Genomic DNA, 15140 nt, shown 5'->3' with positions numbered 1-15140 from the left:
CGAGGATCGTGCACGTCACTGCTCGCCGCGCCGACGTCTGATCTCTCGAAGCATGCGCAGGTTCTCTCTGGCTTGCGCCGCATTGATAAGCGCCTTTTCCTGGTTGATGAGCTGCTCGCGGTCGCGATAGTGCCGTTGCACCGACATGCAGCCGTTGTAATCGCGATACCCGGAGCAGCGTCGGCTGTCACTGTAGCGATTGTCGTCGGCCACCGAGCAGCCTGTCAGCGTCAGCAACATCAGGCCGCCGCTGCAGATTGACGCCAGAGATCTGGTTGTCGAATTAAGCATGGTCATTTTCATCATTCTCCACTTGAAGGTTTTGAGATCACGGGTTTGATTTTCAGGCCGGTCCAGTGCGCAGCGAAAGCCCACATCTCGGCATGTCGGGCGATAACCTTGTCGAGCGGCATGCCTGCGCCATGTCCGGCGCGCGTTTCGATGCGGACCAGTCGCGGCTTCGACCCGAGCTCGGCGGCCTGGAGCGCGGCGACGTATTTGTAGGTGTGGGCAGGCACGACGCGATCGTCGGCGTCGGCTGTCGTCGCCAATACGGCCGGATAGTCTTTGCGCTGTTTGATCGTATGATAGGGCGAGTAGGCGATGAGATCGCGGAAATGGCGCTCTTGCGCGGGGTCACCGAATTCGCTGATCCAGAAACCGCCGGCCGTGAACTTGTCGAAGCGGAGCATGTCCATGACACCGACGCCCGGCAAGGCAACGTCGAACAGGTCAGGCCGTTGGTTCGTCACCGCTCCGACCAGAAGGCCTCCGTTGGATTCGCCTTGGATGGCCAGACCATTCGATAAGGTGATGCCGCTCTTTTTGAGAAACTCCCCGGCGGCGATGAAATCGTCGAACGCATTCTGCTTTTTGTCGAGCTGCCCGGCGCGATGCCATGCCCGGCCATATTCCCCGCCGCCACGAATGCCGGCGATCGCCAAGACCCCGCCCTGCTCCACCCAAGCGAGTTGGATCGGGCTGTAATATGGAACTTGAGGAATGCCGAAGCCGCCGTAGCCATAGAGCAAGGTCGGAGCCGCTATCGTGACATCCTTGCGGCGCACGATGAAGATCGGCACCTCCGTCCAGTCCTTCGAGCGGTAGAACCGTTGCTCGACAACGACGTCGTCCGGATTGATGGACGATTTCGGCTGTGCCCAGGGCTTAACCGAGTTGGTCTCCGTGTCGTATTGATAGATCGCGGTCGGCGCATCGAATGCCGTGAAGGCGAAGAACGCTTCGCTCTCGTCCGGACCGCCCTGAAACCCGCCAGCAGTTCCAATACCAGGCAACGGAACGATCCCGTCGGGCGTACCATTCAAACCGAAGCGGCGTATCTCCGTCTTGGCATCGACGAGGTAGGCAATGAAGAGCCTGTTGCCCATTACTGCAGCGTCATTGAGAACTGCGTCTTCAGCGTCTTCGGGTACAATTTCTTTCGGCTGCGGACTTTCCTCGCCCATGTCGAGCGAGACAACCTGACGGCGTTCTGCGCCATCGGTGGTGACAAGGATCAGTTTGGAGCCGTCATTGGCGATGACGGACCATTCCGCCTCCATGTGCGGCACGACCGTCTGAGCTTTCCATTCCATGGAGTGGAGATCGACAACGGTCAGCGCGTTTTCGTTCGTTCCTGGCGTCGAGGAGATGGCAAGATAGCGGCCCCCTTCAGCGCGATTGGCAACGTGCAGCAGGCCCGGTTTGTCGGGTGTGGAATAGATCAGCCGATCCTCATCCTGAGGGGTGCCCAGCCTATGAAAATAGACTGCGTGGTTGGCGATCGCTGCGCCGGTCGCACCTTGAGCGGGCTCCGGCACGCGCGAATAAAAGAAGCCTGAGCTGTCCGGTGCCCAGCTGACATGGGTGAACCGCGCCCAGTCGACGGCGTCCTGAAGCTCTTGACCTCTCTCGACATCCAGCACGCGGATCGTCCGCCAGTCGCTTCCGCCCTTCTGGACACTGGACGCTAGATAACGGCCGTTGTCGGAAACGCTCCATTCACCGATCGCATCGGCACTGTCGTCAGACCACGCGTTGGGGTCGATCAGCAGACGAGCCTGTCCCAAAGCGCCGTCGCGTACATACAAGGCGGGCTGGTTCTCAAGACCCTTGTTGAACGTGAAGAAGTACTTGTCGCCACGTTTGCGGGGAACCGTGTAACGCTCGTACTCGAACAAGGCCTTGATGCGCTGTTCCAAAATGTCTCGACCGGGCAGCGTGTCGAGATAGCGCCGCGTGACCTTGTTCTGGGCTTCAATCCAGGCATCGACGGCCGCGCGCTTGCCCTCCGCGTCCTCCAGCCACCGATACGGATCAGCAACGGTCACCCCGAAACGCTCCTCCGTTACGTCGACACGTTCGGTTTGTGGATACTCGATCTCTGACACGTCACTCTCCAAGGTCTGAGCGGAAACGCTGTTGAGCTGCATGAACAGCGACACGGCAATGGCGGTAGAATTCTTCATCGGCATCCCTCGATAGATGGCGAAAGCCTCGTCAGCGGCAAAACAAATAATGGCACTAAATGTCATTATTGTGGCTGTTGATACGCGAACACTCGTGCACTGGCAACCGTCAAGCTGCTTCTCATGTGGCACGTGTTGCCATATAAGGGTAAGATCGATCGAGTGAGAGGATGGGATGAGCAGGACGATTGCGGAGGACGCCCATATCAACGTCGCGCGATGCGCCGCGCGCCTGTTCCTCGAACGGGGCGTTGCAGAGACCAGCGGAGATGAGATCGCTGAGGCGGCCGGCATCTCAAAGCGAACTCTCTGGCGTTATTTCCGCACCAAGGAGAGTTGCATCGAGCCGCTATTTGCGCTGACGTCGCAGCGCTTTGCCGAAAAGCTTGTAAAATGGCCGCTCGATATGTCGGTCGAACGCTTCCTGGAGATCGCGTACGACTTCAGCAAAATCGACACCAAAGAAATCGAGGACGGCAAGCTCGTCGTTCACCTCATCTCCCGGCTGGATGAAGAGCCGGCACTGCTGGAGCCATTCTTCACGGCGACGCGCATGACAGAGATCGCTATGGCGCGCGTGATTGCTTTCAGGCTGGATATGTCGCCGACCGACTTTGAGGTACGCCTGTGCGCTGCCACTGTCGCCGCGGCCATGCGCGTCATAGACGAGACTATCAGCCGTGCAGCAGTAAAATACGGACAGATACCCACTGTCGAGGAAACCAATGACCGGCTCGCGCAGGCAATCCGCCGCGCCAGCACCTTACCGTTCTGTGATCCAATTACACCGCGGCCGCGTTGACCGGCTCAGCGAAGGGATGAGCTAGGTCCGTCCGGTCTCCGTTTTTATGTAGGTCCCAAACCCTACAGCCCATGAAGGGTCGAGCGGATATGCTCGGCAAGAGCCTTCGCAATCACCGAAGGCCGGCTCTCTCCGAACTCCACGGCCAGACCTATCGTGGGAAGCGTCGGCAGTCCGTCCGTGACGACAAAGAGATCCGGCGGAACAGCAGTCCTGGTGAAGACGCTGATAGCGTGACCTGATCGTGCAATTGCGGTCAGCCCCGCGAGACTATTGCTTGCAAAGGCGACGCGGTATCGGCGGTTTGACGCCTCCATGACGTCGCAGGCCGCGCGGAAGTCGAGCGTGGCAGGCGCGGAAAGGGCAAGGGGCAAGATGGGCAGATCCAGGATAGCTGGCCTGGACGAATTTGCCACCCACACGAAATCCTCTCGCCTGATGATTTCAGGACTGGCCAATTCCGAAAGCGAGACCATACCGAGATCGATTTGCCTTCTTCTCAGCATCGGCCTGAGCTCGGTGGTAGGCGCGCATACCATTCGTAGTTCCACGTCCGGGTGTCGTTCGAAGAAGCCCTTCAGGATGGAGGGAAGGAAGGCGATGGAGTAGTCTTCAGGGCAGCCCAGACTGACGGAGCCCTGCAGAGTGGCCCCGTTCATAGTCGCCAGCAACTCGTCATGCTGGGCAAGAAGCGCCTCCGCATGCACGAGCAGCTTTTCGCCGGCTGACGTCAGGCGGATACCGGATCCGCTCCTATGGAGCAGGGCCTGTCCGATCATGTCTTCAAGGCGCTGCATCTGCATGCTCAATGCCGATTGCGTGCGACCTACCTGCTGGGATGCCACGCTTATGGAGCCTGACCTGGCAACCACCGCGAAGTTTCTGAGGACCGAAAGATCAAGGGTCATTTCGCCATCGATTTCGTTGATATCGGAATGGAATAATATCAATTTGCCGAAAAAGAAAACACTGCATAGTTTCTCCTCAGTGCCAACCGAAGGAATAGACCCGTGTCCCTCAACGATGAACAGAGCTTCTGGAATCAGGCGAACAGGCACCTTACGCGATACGGGCCAAGCTTCGAGAGCATCATCGTTGAGCGTGCGAGCGGAAGCTACGTGTATGACGCCGACCACCGCCCCATATTGGACTTTACGTCGGGGCAGATGAGCGCCCTCCTCGGCCACACTCATCCAGACATCGTTGCGACGGTCGATCGACAGATGCGCTCGGTCGCACATCTCTTTAGCGGCATGCTCTCGCGTCCGGTGGTGGAGCTGGCGTCACGTCTTGCGGCGCTCGCGCCAGGTCTCGATCGTGTTCAGTTGCTGACGACGGGAGCAGAATCCAACGAGGCTGCCATTCGCATGGCCAAACTTGTGACCGGCGGACATGAAGTGGTGGCGTTCGCGCAGAGTTGGCATGGCATGACGGGCGCCGCCGCCGCCGCGACCTATAGCGCTGGACGTCGCGGATACGGGCCGACGGCTGCAGGTTCTCTCGCGATCCCCGCCCCTAACTCATATCGTCCTCGATTCACGAAGCCGGATGGCACGAATGATTGGCAAACCGAGTTGGATGATGCGTTTGCGCTTATCGATAACCAGTCGACTGGAAACCTTGCCGCGTTCATAGCCGAACCAATTCTGTCGAGCGGTGGCATTCTGGAGCTTCCTGCTGGTTATCTGGCCGCGCTCAAGCGAAAGTGCGAGGAGCGAGGCATGCTTCTCATCCTGGATGAGGCCCAGACTGGCGTGGGCAGAACCGGGCACATGTTCGCGTTCCAAAGGGATGGTGTCACTCCCGATATCCTGACCCTTTCGAAAACGCTGGGTGCCGGCTTGCCGCTGGCTGCGGTGATGACGACCGAGGCGATCGAGCAGAAGGCCTTCGAAAAGGGATATCTGTTCTACACCACGCATGTCTCCGATCCCCTTCTCGCCGCAGTCGGCGTCACTGTTCTGGACGTTGTCGAACGAGAAGGCCTGGTCGCTGCCGCAATCGAGCGTGGGGCGAGGTTGCGGGCCGGACTTGTCTCTCTTCAACAGAGATTTGAATGCGTTGGCGATGTACGCGGCCGCGGCCTTCTGATGGGTCTGGAGATCGTGGCGGATCGGCAGACGAAAGCGCCAGGGTTCGCTCTCGGTGCCAAGATCATGGAAGAGGCGATGCGACGGGGACTGAGCATGAATATCGTCAAGTTGCCTGGAATGGGCGGCGTGTTTCGCATCGCGCCGCCACTGACAGTTTCGAACGAGGAAATCGACCGTGGTGTCGAGATAATGTCGGATTCCATCCAGGCTGCCTCCGGAGCCTGACAGATCTGTCATGTGATGATGTGTTGGAGGAAATGCCTTCGACTGGATGAAAGCGTGGGGAGGCTGCAGGTTATGCATAGTGGTGCCATAAGCAGCTACCCAGCGATGCATGCACTCGTGCTGCTGGCTGCAGTGATAGCTGCCATTGCGTCGGTCGGTATGCGTGGCCGAGCTTCGGCCGCGCTTCTCTTCATGTCGTCGTTTGCGACGATCATCGTCTCCGGTCGCGACCTGTTTCCGTATGCAAAGGGTGCTCCGATGGACGGCAATCTGCGGCTTGCCGTTGTCGTGCTACTCCTTCCGATGTTTCCTCCGACGAACCTGATCCTGCTGCAGAAGCTATACAGGAGCGCACGGGACCTGGCGATGCCGACGGCTGTCGGACAAGGAGGACAGTTCGGATCTCCACTCTTGCTTCTCGTCGCCATCGCAATGGTCTACGTGTTGGCGGTCGGCATACTGGCACTACAATCTGCGTTCTAAGGCTTCGATTTTATAAGAGTGAAACGGACATCGACCTCGCCATTTGGAATGACCGATCGGCGCCGGCAAGCCGGCTGACGGCTATGCTCACCCTTTTGCACATTAGGCGCTAACTCATTCTGACCGGATTACGCGGAACGTACAGTGCGGCTCGCATATTCGTTGTGGAGGCGCTGTTGGTTCAAAGCATCCTGTTTAGGCGTGACGCCAAAAGTTCTTGAATATTCCCGGCTGAACTGCGACGCGCTCTCGTATCCCACCTTGTAAGCCGCTTCGGCAACATTGGCAGCCTTCGTGACCATGAGGCGACGGGCCTCCAATAAGCGGAGTTGCTTCTGGAACTGCAGCGGCGTCATCGAGGTCAACGCCTTGAAATGCTGGTGAAACGATGATGGGCTCATCCGCGCGACATCAGCCAATTGATCTACGCGCAAAGTTTCCGCGAAGTTAGTGTGTAAAAGGGCTACGGCTCTTACGACACGCTCGATGTTTGATTCCGGGCAGGCAAGTTTGCAGATCTCTCCGCCATGTGGGCCACTCAACAGCCAATAGCAAATCTCGCGCACGATCGAAGGCGCCAGGATCGGGATTGCCTTCGGCGTTTCCAGCAGCCGAACCAGGCGGAGGATGCAGTCGGCAAGTGGTTGATCAACTTTGGCGATAAAAGCGCAAGGACCGGTCGTTTCCGATTGGGCTGGTGGTGTGTCCAACTGTTCAAGGACTTCTCGCACAGTTGCCACATCGAAGTCGATCAAAACGCCAACATAAGGCGTTGCGGCACTTGCCTCCACGATCCTTCCGGTTGCCGGGACGCCAACACTGACGACCAGGCACTCCATGCTGCGGTAATTGAGATGTTCATCGCCGAACTGCAACTCCTTCGCCCCTTCCAACACGACACAGAGCGACGGCCGATAGATGTTTCGCATGGGCATCATCGATTGAAACGAGCGGACGATATTGAAGCCTTCTATGGCCGTCGGGAACAGGCCTTGCCCACCACCCTGTTCTTCGATGTAGGCGGTGACGGCTGAGAGCAATGGTGTATTCAAGCGGGGCTCCGGCTGTTTCAGAGGCCACGGCAACACGTGGCTCCTCGCCGGCATCATCGCCTCACTTGTAGGAATAGGCAAGTTTCTTGAAGGTTCTGGCATTCTGCTCATTGGACACTCCATCTAGCTTAAGGGTGCAAACCAAGCGTGGAGTGACCCCAAGATGACAGAAATTGTCGCCCGGTCAATAGACCGTTCAGAGACACGAGCGCCGCCCGTTGCGTCCAGCCAGGAACGCGTAAGGGGCCCGCGAATGGCCGCCATATGCATGGTGCTTTTGCTGATCAATGCGTTCTCGCAGATCGATCGGATCCTTCCGTTCATCCTGGCGGAAAAGATTAAGGCAGAGCTGCGGCTGACCGACACCGAGATGGGCCTACTGACGGGCCTCGCCTTCGCGGTTTGCTACGCGCTTCTCTCTTTGCCGCTTGCCCGTGCAGCAGATCGGGGATCTCCGCGGTTCGTGCTGGTGTCCTGCGTCCTGATCTGGAGCGTCATGACGACGCTCGGGGGTTTCGCCGCAAGTTTCATGTTCCTGGCCCTCACACGCTTCGGTGTTGCGTTCGGTGAGGCTGGTGCCGTTCCGGCAGGTCACGCTCTCATCGTCCGCAAAATTGGCTTAGAGCGGCGCGGTCTTGCAATCGGCCTCTTCGCGATGGGCATCCCGTTAGGAACGATGGTGGGATTTGCCGCAGGCGGCGCGATTGCAGATGTTTTCGGCTGGCGCGTCGTTCTGATCGGTGCTGGAGCCATCGGCGTCTTGATCGGTCTGTTGACCATTCTTGTATCCGGTCCCACTCCCCCTCTCCAGACAACAGCGGCGCGCGACGAACCTTTTCTGCGAACCAGTCTGGACCTGCTGTCGTCTCCGGCGTTTCGCTGGTTGTTCACGGGGGCTGTTTGCCTGGGCTTCGCAGGCGCCCCTTTCTACGCCTTTTCCATACCGTTTCTGATCCGCACCCATGGCTTTACCGCAACAGAGGTCGGCGTTTCGTTCGGCATGTTGCAAGGGTTGATGGGGATCATCGGGACGTTGGGCGGCGGACGCTGGTTTGATCGCGCTGTTCGCTCAGGCACCGGCAAGGTACTCGGCCCTCCTGCAATTCTGTTCCTGCTCGCTAGTGTAACGACGACCGCAGCGCTGTTTGCGCCGACTGGCTGGATGTCCATTGCACTCTTCGTGCCCGGAATGTTGTCATTCTCGTTCATGTTGCCGTGGGGCTTCGGAGCCGCGCATCTGATCGCCGGTTCGGGGCGTCAGGCCCAGGCGACGAGCCTCGTTATGATCGGATCCGGTCTTGCCGGGCCTGCACTCGGTCCCTTAATCGTCGGCATCGTCAGTGATGCGGCTACGGCCGTTGAGATTCCCAATGGCCTCGGGCTTGGTTTGTTGATCGTACCGTTGGCGAGCCTACTGGCAGGCGTAGTCTACCTGATCACAAATCAACGGATCGCGAATTTCCTTCGCCAGCGCTGAGCGCGAAACGCGGCTGCGGGCGACGTCCGCAGCATCTCGAATCTTTTTCAAAGGAGATACCACGATGTCCAATACCGATAACTCTCGCCGCTCCTTTCTGGCTCTGGCCGCCGCTGTTCCTTCTGCTCTTGCCATGACAAGGCTTGCGTCGGCGCAGACGCTCGACGCTGACACGCGACCTAGCGACAAGCGTGGCGCAGTGGTTACCGGCTCTTCGCGCGGCATTGGCGCCGCGACAGCCCGACGCTTGGCGCGAGACGGGTATGCTGTGACGGTGAACTATCTGACAAACCGGGATCTTGCCGAGGCGGTCGTGCGCGACATCGGGGCGGCTGGCGGTCGCGCCATCGTTCGCCAGGGGGACGTTGCGGATCCAGCTGCAGTCAAAGCTCTTTTCGACGCCAATGACGAAGCCTTCGGCGGCGTCGACATCGTCGTCAATAACGCCGGCATCATGAACGTTGGTCCTTTCGCCCAGATGACCGACGAGGCCTTTGACCGGATGATGGCCACCAACGTCAAAGGAAGTTTCAACGTGTTGCGCGAGGCTTCACGACGGGTCCGCGATGGCGGACGGATCATCAGCCTCAGCTCAAGTATCATCAAAATGAGCCCTGCCGGTACCGCAGCCTACGCTGCAACCAAGGCGGCGCAGGAGATCTATTCAAACGTTCTTGCCAAGGAACTGGGCGGCCGCAACATTTCGGTCAATGCGATATCGCCGGGTGCCGTCGACACTCAACTCCTGCGCCAGCATGGGGAAGAGGCACTTCGCGGCATACCGGAGGCTACCCCGCTTCGTCGCCTGGGTCAGCCGGAAGATATCGCCAATGTCATCGGCCTTCTCTGCTCGCAGGACGGGGCTTGGATCGATGGTCAAAACATCTTCGCGAATGGCGGCATCGCCTGATGGGCAACCGCTGCGGCGTGTATTGGCGCTGACGTCGTCGATCCGGACGCTGTCAGCGAGATAACTCCCGAACATCCGGCCTGGATGAGGTGAAGGGGCCGGGCGCCGCCTCGGCAGGTCGGTCGATGCCATCGAATAGGCTCGGATCCGGAACCACCCCATTCTGGAGCCGCGAAAGGTCGCTTCACCCCACGGCGATCTCCCGTCCGTCCGCCGAAGGCATGCTCCAACAACACGTCTTCGGCGGACGGCTTTTGCCCCATTAGAAACAGAAGGAATGGACGATGCCACAACCCTGGACACTAAACGATATGCCATCTCAGAAGAGCCGGACGATCTTGATCACCGGAACGGGCGGTCTGGCCTTCGAAGATGCAGTTGCGATGGCTGAAGCCGGTGGCGACGTGATCATCGCGGGGCGCAATCCAACGAAAGGCGCCGAAGCCGTTCGGCGCATCAAGGAAAGGGCGCCGCAGTCATCGGTCACTCTTGAAATCGTCGACCTCGCCAGCCTCGCATCGATCGAGGCGCTGGCGAAAAGACTGAAAGAAACGCGCGACCATATTGATGTTCTCATCAACAATGCCGGCGTGATGACGCCGCCGACGCGTCAGACGACCAAAGACGGCTTCGAACTGCAGTTCGGCACCAACTACCTCGGCCACTTTGCCCTGACGGGCCAGCTCCTGCCGCTGCTCATGCGGGCACAGTACCCGCGGGTCGTCACGCTTTCCAGCATTGCTGTTCGAAGCGCAAGCGCCGCAATCAATTTCGACGACCTGCAAGCGGAGCGTGGCTATAAGCCGATGCCTGTCTACACTCAGTCGAAGCTGGCATGTCTAATGTTTGCGTTCGAACTGCAACGGCGGAGCGAAGAAGCGGGCTGGCGGGTTACCAGTATCGCTGCCCACCCAGGCGTATCGCGCACCGATCTGCTTCACAATGCCCCTGGGCGCCATAGTGCCCAAGGCCTCCTCAGGACGTTCTTGTGGTTTTTGTTTCAGCCTGTTGCACAAGGCGCGTTGCCGACTCTGTTTGCGGCTACGTCTTCCGATGCCCGCGGCGGCGGCTATTACGGGCCTGACAGGCTAAGCGAGACCCGTGGTCACCCAACGGAAGCACAGATTCCGCGACAGGCGATGGAAAAGCATGTGGCGCATAGGCTGTGGGAGATTTCAGAGAAGCTCACGGGCATCTCGTTCAGTGCGCAGGTTCCTCTTCCCGAGCGCTCCAGTCTGGACGAGACAACGATCAGACGGGAGGGGTGAGAGATGGACCCGCTCGGAAATCTTGTCGGCTGGATTGCGTTATATGGCATGTTTGGTCTCTTCGCGATCGGGCTTGCGGAGCGTTTCTTGCCTGCCCTGCCCTCCTATGGGGTCCTCGTCGCCATAGGTATTGCGGCCGACGATGAGGTCTGGTCGCTCCACACTGCCGTCATCGGGACGACGGTTGGAAGCTTGATCGGAGCTCTCGGCCTCTATCTTCTCGTGCGTGCAGTCGGAAAAAAGCGGACTTCGGCGCTTCTCTACTCTGTCGGTGGATGGGTGGGACTATCACGACCCCGTATCGACTGGACACTATCCTCCCTGCGCGAGCGTGAACGGGCGCTGACGATCCTGTCGCAGCTCATTCCTACCGTGCGATTGATCTCGCCGGTGGCGGCTGGGCTTTTAGGCACAAGTACGCTGCGGTTTGTCGCTGGCGCATCGATCGGCATCGTCCTGTGGAACGGCTTGTTTATTGCCGGCGGTTACCTGGCTGTACTGGCCATCCCCGGCATTAATTCGTCCGCACTCGCCCTGAAAATACTGATCCTGCTTGTTACTGCGGAACTGCTCGTCGCCTCGGTGTGGCGGCTTCAGCGGCGATATCGAGCGCGCCCGGCTTTTGGAGCAAGCAAGCGATGATGAACCGAACTGCAGATGCATTTTTGTTTTTTCGGGCGTGGCTTTCTGCTCCCCTTCGCGTTGCCTCCGTCACTCCGTCAGGGCGCGCATTGTCTTCCCTTATGACCGCAGAGATATCGGCGCAGACGGGCACAGTCATCGAGTTGGGTCCTGGAACCGGGGTCTTTACGGAAGCCTTGCTGCAACGGGGTGTTGCCGAAGAAAATCTCGTGCTGGTCGAATATGGTGCGGAATTCGCGAACCAGCTCAGCAACCGCTTTCCAGCCGCAAGAACTGTTCAGATGGATGCTGCTCGGTTGCGCAAGTTGCCAATTCACGCGAAGGCGCCTGTGGGTGCTGTTGTCAGCGGCCTTCCTCTTCTATCGATGCCGTCGCGCAAGGTGCTCGCGATCGTGGAAGGGGCATTTTCGCTCCTACGCCATAATGGAGCATTCTACCAATTCACCTACGGACCGCGATGTCCGATTGCCAGACCCTTGCTCGACCGTCTAGGCCTGAAGGCGACGTATGTCGGCTGGACCTTTGCCAATATCCCGCCCGCAGCCGTCTATCGCATCACGCGACGAAGACTGCGGCAGGGCGTGCAATCGGAAGCGTCTAGATCTGTTACCTTATGGTAGAAGGACTCAGCTGCACGATCCTGAGCCTTTCGGATGCGAGAGCGCCAGTTGCGTCAGAGTTTCATCACGCTAATCGGCTGCAGCACCGCTTCTTCCAGAGCCGACATCCGGATTGGATCGGCAACGGCGTAGGCCGGGTCGGCGATCATATCGACGAAAGTTGACCGGTTTGGATAGCGCACCAGCGCCACCGCATCCCAGGATTGGCCGGGTTCGGCGCAGAGTGCGGTCGCCCCATCGCCGGCAAAAAGGATTTCGGCGCCGTAGCGGGCAACGATGGGACCGGCCATGGCAAGGTAGTCGAGATAACGCTGCCTTCCGCCGTCAGCTTTGAACCGAAGCAGGTTCAGCATGACGATGGGCTGGCCGTCGTCTTCGGCAAGAAAACGGTCAATATCGGCGGCAGTGACTTTGATCAACATTATTCTCCGGTGAAACGGCCCCGAGGTATAGGGGTCTCGTGAAATCCTCCGGCAAACTATGCTATCGCTTCTGCACGCTCCATAATGCAGACTCCAGAAGACTTTATCTAAAGCCCAAAAAATGGATCCTTTTCTTGATCTAATTCGACTGCTGCAACCGCGCGCTGCTCTTTTGGGTAGAGGCATGGACGCCGCCGGTGACTGGGGCCTGAGCTTTCCGGCGCTGGGAGATCTTTTGTTTTTCTGGATAGAAGGCGGCAATTGTCAGTTGATACGACCCGGTTGCGATCCGTTGCTGCTGGAAAAGGGCGACTTCGTGCTGCTGCGCACAACGCTTTCCTTTACACTGACCTCAAGTCAGGAAGTAGAGCCATTGGACAGCGTCGCCGCGGTGGCCGCTAAACAGGGGGGCCGCTTGAAGCTGGGCTCCGGTCCGGAAAGGCAGATTTCGCTCCACATGGGCAAATTTCTGTTCTCAGCAGCCAACGAGGATCTCCTGGCAGGGCTTCTTCCGCCCATGGTTCAGATACCCTCGCATTCGCCCAAACTCCACCGGCTTCACAACCTGCTCACGCTAATAGAATCCGAAGCCCGCGACCCTGGGCCGGCAAGCGAATTCATCATCATCCGTCTCGTCGAACTGACGCTGGTCGAGATTCTCAGGATGCCGGCCTCGGATTTTCCGGAACAAAGTCTGGGAGCCGCCGGTCCGGGCCTGCTCGCCGGCCTTCGCGACCCCGTTACGTCCAAAGCCATTCGGGCCATGCACGAAAATGTTGGGCAAGATTGGACGGTCGGAGCTCTGGCAAAGCTTTGCGGTGTTTCCCGCTCTGCTTTGGCTACCCGTTTCCAATCGCTCGTCGGGATCGGACCAATCTCGTATCTTTTGCGGTGGCGCATGGCGCTTGCGAAGGAGGCCCTCAAGTCTGGGACGGCAAGGGTGGAGGAGATCGCCTTTTCAATTGGCTACAAGTCGGCAAGTGCGTTCAGCACTGCCTTCACCCGCGCCGTCGGCTGCTCGCCAAGCCGTTTCGCAGAAAGCTCGTTCCGCTCTTCATAAGAAGAGCAGAGTTGAACCATCCAAAATTCTTATCGGTTCGGGTCGACGCTCAGGCCCTGCGCTCCGCGTGCTGATCGACGTTACCGGCCATATTCTCCCAGCCGGACAGCGCCATTTCCGCCGCGGCATGCAGTTCGACCCGTTCCGCTCCATCGCGAGCGCGGATCGCCATGCCGCTTTGGACGATCTGCACGAACCTTGCCAGCCTCGTCGTATCTGCCGAGGGGACAAGATCACCGTCGCTCTTTGCTCTGTCAAAGCGCGCCTTGAGGATGTCGAAACCACCTGCGCGGGTCGCTCGCATGAGTTCGCTCAGGTCGGAGTGTCCTTTACTGCCCACGGTGGCGAGTGTCGCCATGCACCCGCGAGGCAGATCGCAATCTCCACCGGTCATCGCGACCGCGGAATCCTCGAGGAATGCGAGAGCCGCCTCTTTCGCAGTGGACGCCTTTCTGAACCGCGTCCATACGAGCCCCTCGTAGGTCGTGTAATAGTACTTAAGCGCTTCGGCATAGAGCTCATCCTTCGAACCGAAGGCAGCATAGAGGCTCTTCGTGCCGATCCCCATCTCATCCGTCAGATCAGCGATGGAAGTTGCCTCGTAGCCTTTGGTCCAAAAAAGTCTTGTCGCTTTGGCGAGTGCTGTAACGCGGTCGAATTCTCGCGGTCGACCGCGCGAGCGGAGGGGCCGTTCTGAAGCTTTAGGTGACGATGGAGAATTATTGTGCATCGACCACTGCATAATTCAGTTGACGGCGGTTTGCAATGGCCATACGTATTTCTACATCGATCACTGCATAAAAGGAAAGATCATGGAATTGCTTGGAAAACGCGCCTTGGTGAACGGCGGCTCTCGCGGAATAGGCGCTGCGATTGCAATTGCTCTTGCTGAGAAGGGCGCGGATGTCGCCTTCACCTATCAGCGTTCGGCGGACAGGGCTGCGTCAGTGGTCAAGACCATCGAGGAAAAAGGCCGCAGTGGGCTTGCCATTCAAGCCGACAGTGCCGACCCGGACGCCATCCGCCGCGCCGTCGGCCAGACCGTCGACACACTTGGAGGGCTTGATATCCTCGTCAACAGCGCGGGTATCGGAACCGCCGGCATGACCGCGGATCTGGCACTCGTCGACCTGCAGGCCATGCTTGATGTGAACGTTCGCGCCCCGGTCCTTTTTGCGCAGGCAGCAATCCCGCATCTTTCATCCGGTGGCCGGATCATCTCTCTCGGCTCCTCTCTTGCAGAGCGCGTTCCTTTCCCGGGTGTGACGGCTTACGCGATGTCGAAGTCGGCACTTCTGTCGTTCACTCGGGGCCTTTCGCGCGAACTCGGACCTCAAGGCATCACCGTCAATCTCGTTCTACCGGGTTCAACTGACACGGAAATGAATCCCGCCAATGGTGAGAATGCTGACTATCAGAGGAGCCTCACCTCGCTTGGGCGCTTCGGCGAGCCCCGTGAAGTCGCCAGCGCGGTGGCGTTCCTGGCGGGTCCCGCTGCAAGTCTGATTACCGGCGCGGTTCTCAGTGTAGACGCGGGCTTCAACGCCTGATTTGAACCCTTGCTGTGTTTGGACGTCGGGCATCACGACGTCCGGCAAGCAATTTCAAACAACCAATA

Annotated in this window: 16 protein-coding genes; 10 read left to right on the top strand and 6 right to left on the bottom strand. The window is 58.9% G+C overall.

Annotation, left to right across the window (positions count from 1 at the left end):
* Window positions 1-15: 15 nt before the first annotated feature.
* Window positions 16-306, bottom strand: coding sequence for a hypothetical protein (locus tag PH552_RS01110; RefSeq protein WP_285165401.1), 291 nt, complete (start codon window positions 304-306; stop codon window positions 16-18).
* Window positions 303-2468, bottom strand: coding sequence for a prolyl oligopeptidase family serine peptidase (locus PH552_RS01105; RefSeq protein WP_285165400.1), 2166 nt, complete (start codon window positions 2466-2468; stop codon window positions 303-305). Before PH552_RS01105 ends, PH552_RS01110 begins: the two co-directional genes overlap by 4 nt.
* A gap of 175 nt (window positions 2469-2643) precedes the next feature.
* On the opposite strand from PH552_RS01105, the gene PH552_RS01100 reads away from it, so the two are divergent.
* Window positions 2644-3270: a TetR/AcrR family transcriptional regulator gene (locus PH552_RS01100; RefSeq protein ID WP_285165399.1), complete on the top strand. Its 627-nt coding sequence runs from the start codon at window positions 2644-2646 to the stop codon at window positions 3268-3270.
* 62 nt (window positions 3271-3332) lie between these two features.
* Here PH552_RS01100 and PH552_RS01095 read toward each other — a convergent pair whose 3' ends face one another.
* Window positions 3333-4178, bottom strand: coding sequence for a LysR substrate-binding domain-containing protein (locus tag PH552_RS01095; RefSeq protein WP_285165398.1), 846 nt, complete (start codon window positions 4176-4178; stop codon window positions 3333-3335).
* 102 nt (window positions 4179-4280) lie between these two features.
* On the opposite strand from PH552_RS01095, the gene PH552_RS01090 reads away from it, so the two are divergent.
* The gene (locus PH552_RS01090) at window positions 4281-5588 is read left to right on the top strand and encodes an aspartate aminotransferase family protein (RefSeq protein ID WP_285165397.1); all 1308 of its coding nucleotides are present in this window, start codon (window positions 4281-4283) and stop codon (window positions 5586-5588) included.
* Between the two features lie 105 nt (window positions 5589-5693).
* A complete protein-coding gene (locus tag PH552_RS01085; RefSeq protein WP_285165396.1) occupies window positions 5694-6071 on the top strand; it encodes a hypothetical protein in 378 nt (125 codons plus the stop codon).
* A gap of 128 nt (window positions 6072-6199) precedes the next feature.
* Here the strand turns inward: PH552_RS01085 and PH552_RS01080 are convergent, their stop codons facing one another.
* A complete protein-coding gene (locus PH552_RS01080) occupies window positions 6200-7123 on the bottom strand; it encodes an AraC family transcriptional regulator (protein ID WP_285165395.1) in 924 nt (307 codons plus the stop codon).
* Between the two features lie 163 nt (window positions 7124-7286).
* Between PH552_RS01080 and PH552_RS01075 the strand changes: the two genes are divergently transcribed.
* The 5 genes from PH552_RS01075 (at window position 7287) to PH552_RS01055 (ending at window position 12040) form a co-directional block, all read left to right on the top strand.
* Window positions 7287-8600, top strand: coding sequence for an MFS transporter (locus PH552_RS01075; RefSeq protein WP_285165394.1), 1314 nt, complete (start codon window positions 7287-7289; stop codon window positions 8598-8600).
* 64 nt (window positions 8601-8664) lie between these two features.
* The gene (locus tag PH552_RS01070; protein WP_285165393.1) at window positions 8665-9510 is read left to right on the top strand and encodes an SDR family oxidoreductase; all 846 of its coding nucleotides are present in this window, start codon (window positions 8665-8667) and stop codon (window positions 9508-9510) included.
* Window positions 9511-9794: 284 nt separating this feature from the next.
* Window positions 9795-10778, top strand: a complete 984-nt coding sequence (locus tag PH552_RS01065) for an oxidoreductase (protein WP_112342963.1) — start codon at window positions 9795-9797, stop codon at window positions 10776-10778.
* A gap of 3 nt (window positions 10779-10781) precedes the next feature.
* Window positions 10782-11420 (top strand): DedA family protein, encoded by a 639-nt coding sequence (locus PH552_RS01060; protein ID WP_112342964.1) that lies wholly within the window; start codon window positions 10782-10784, stop codon window positions 11418-11420.
* Window positions 11417-12040: a class I SAM-dependent methyltransferase gene (locus PH552_RS01055; protein WP_112342965.1), complete on the top strand. Its 624-nt coding sequence runs from the start codon at window positions 11417-11419 to the stop codon at window positions 12038-12040. The genes PH552_RS01060 and PH552_RS01055 overlap by 4 nt, the downstream gene beginning before the upstream one ends.
* 53 nt (window positions 12041-12093) lie before the next feature.
* On the opposite strand, the gene PH552_RS01050 is transcribed toward PH552_RS01055, so the two are convergent.
* Window positions 12094-12459: a DUF1330 domain-containing protein gene (locus PH552_RS01050; protein ID WP_210209430.1), complete on the bottom strand. Its 366-nt coding sequence runs from the start codon at window positions 12457-12459 to the stop codon at window positions 12094-12096.
* Between the two features lie 124 nt (window positions 12460-12583).
* Here PH552_RS01050 and PH552_RS01045 point away from each other — a divergent pair, with 124 nt between their 5' ends.
* On the top strand, window positions 12584-13522 hold the full coding sequence (locus tag PH552_RS01045) for an AraC family transcriptional regulator (protein WP_112342967.1): 939 nt from the start codon (window positions 12584-12586) through the stop codon (window positions 13520-13522).
* 49 nt (window positions 13523-13571) lie between these two features.
* On the opposite strand, the gene PH552_RS01040 is transcribed toward PH552_RS01045, so the two are convergent.
* On the bottom strand, window positions 13572-14264 hold the full coding sequence (locus PH552_RS01040) for a TetR/AcrR family transcriptional regulator (protein WP_112342968.1): 693 nt from the start codon (window positions 14262-14264) through the stop codon (window positions 13572-13574).
* Window positions 14265-14331: 67 nt separating this feature from the next.
* Between PH552_RS01040 and PH552_RS01035 the strand changes: the two genes are divergently transcribed.
* Complete coding sequence (locus PH552_RS01035; RefSeq protein ID WP_181592383.1) at window positions 14332-15072, top strand: SDR family NAD(P)-dependent oxidoreductase; 741 nt, start codon at window positions 14332-14334, stop codon at window positions 15070-15072.
* The last annotated feature ends 68 nt before the right edge of the window (window positions 15073-15140 follow it).

It is taken from the genome of Rhizobium aureum, from assembly GCF_030182495.1.
Taxonomy (GTDB): Bacteria; Pseudomonadota; Alphaproteobacteria; order Rhizobiales; family Rhizobiaceae; genus Rhizobium; species Rhizobium tropici_C.
The sequence above is the reverse complement of the archived record's forward strand: the minus strand, read 5'-3'. Positions and strand labels throughout refer to the sequence as shown.

What these genes read in the sequence shown, in the direction of transcription:
- PH552_RS01110 (WP_285165401.1), bottom strand. Translation starts at nt 306, where the DNA reads ATGATGAAAATGACCATGCTTAATTCGACAACCAGATCTCTGGCGTCA.
- PH552_RS01105 (WP_285165400.1), bottom strand. Translation starts at nt 2,468, where the DNA reads ATGAAGAATTCTACCGCCATTGCCGTGTCGCTGTTCATGCAGCTCAAC.
- PH552_RS01100 (WP_285165399.1), top strand. Translation starts at nt 2,644, where the DNA reads ATGAGCAGGACGATTGCGGAGGACGCCCATATCAACGTCGCGCGATGC.
- PH552_RS01095 (WP_285165398.1), bottom strand. Translation starts at nt 4,178, where the DNA reads ATGACCCTTGATCTTTCGGTCCTCAGAAACTTCGCGGTGGTTGCCAGG.
- PH552_RS01085 (WP_285165396.1), top strand. Translation starts at nt 5,694, where the DNA reads ATGCATGCACTCGTGCTGCTGGCTGCAGTGATAGCTGCCATTGCGTCG.
- PH552_RS01075 (WP_285165394.1), top strand. Translation starts at nt 7,287, where the DNA reads ATGACAGAAATTGTCGCCCGGTCAATAGACCGTTCAGAGACACGAGCG.
- PH552_RS01070 (WP_285165393.1), top strand. Translation starts at nt 8,665, where the DNA reads ATGTCCAATACCGATAACTCTCGCCGCTCCTTTCTGGCTCTGGCCGCC.
- PH552_RS01065 (WP_112342963.1), top strand. Translation starts at nt 9,795, where the DNA reads ATGCCACAACCCTGGACACTAAACGATATGCCATCTCAGAAGAGCCGG.
- PH552_RS01060 (WP_112342964.1), top strand. Translation starts at nt 10,782, where the DNA reads ATGGACCCGCTCGGAAATCTTGTCGGCTGGATTGCGTTATATGGCATG.
- PH552_RS01055 (WP_112342965.1), top strand. Translation starts at nt 11,417, where the DNA reads ATGATGAACCGAACTGCAGATGCATTTTTGTTTTTTCGGGCGTGGCTT.
- PH552_RS01045 (WP_112342967.1), top strand. Translation starts at nt 12,584, where the DNA reads ATGGATCCTTTTCTTGATCTAATTCGACTGCTGCAACCGCGCGCTGCT.
- PH552_RS01040 (WP_112342968.1), bottom strand. Translation starts at nt 14,264, where the DNA reads ATGCAGTGGTCGATGCACAATAATTCTCCATCGTCACCTAAAGCTTCA.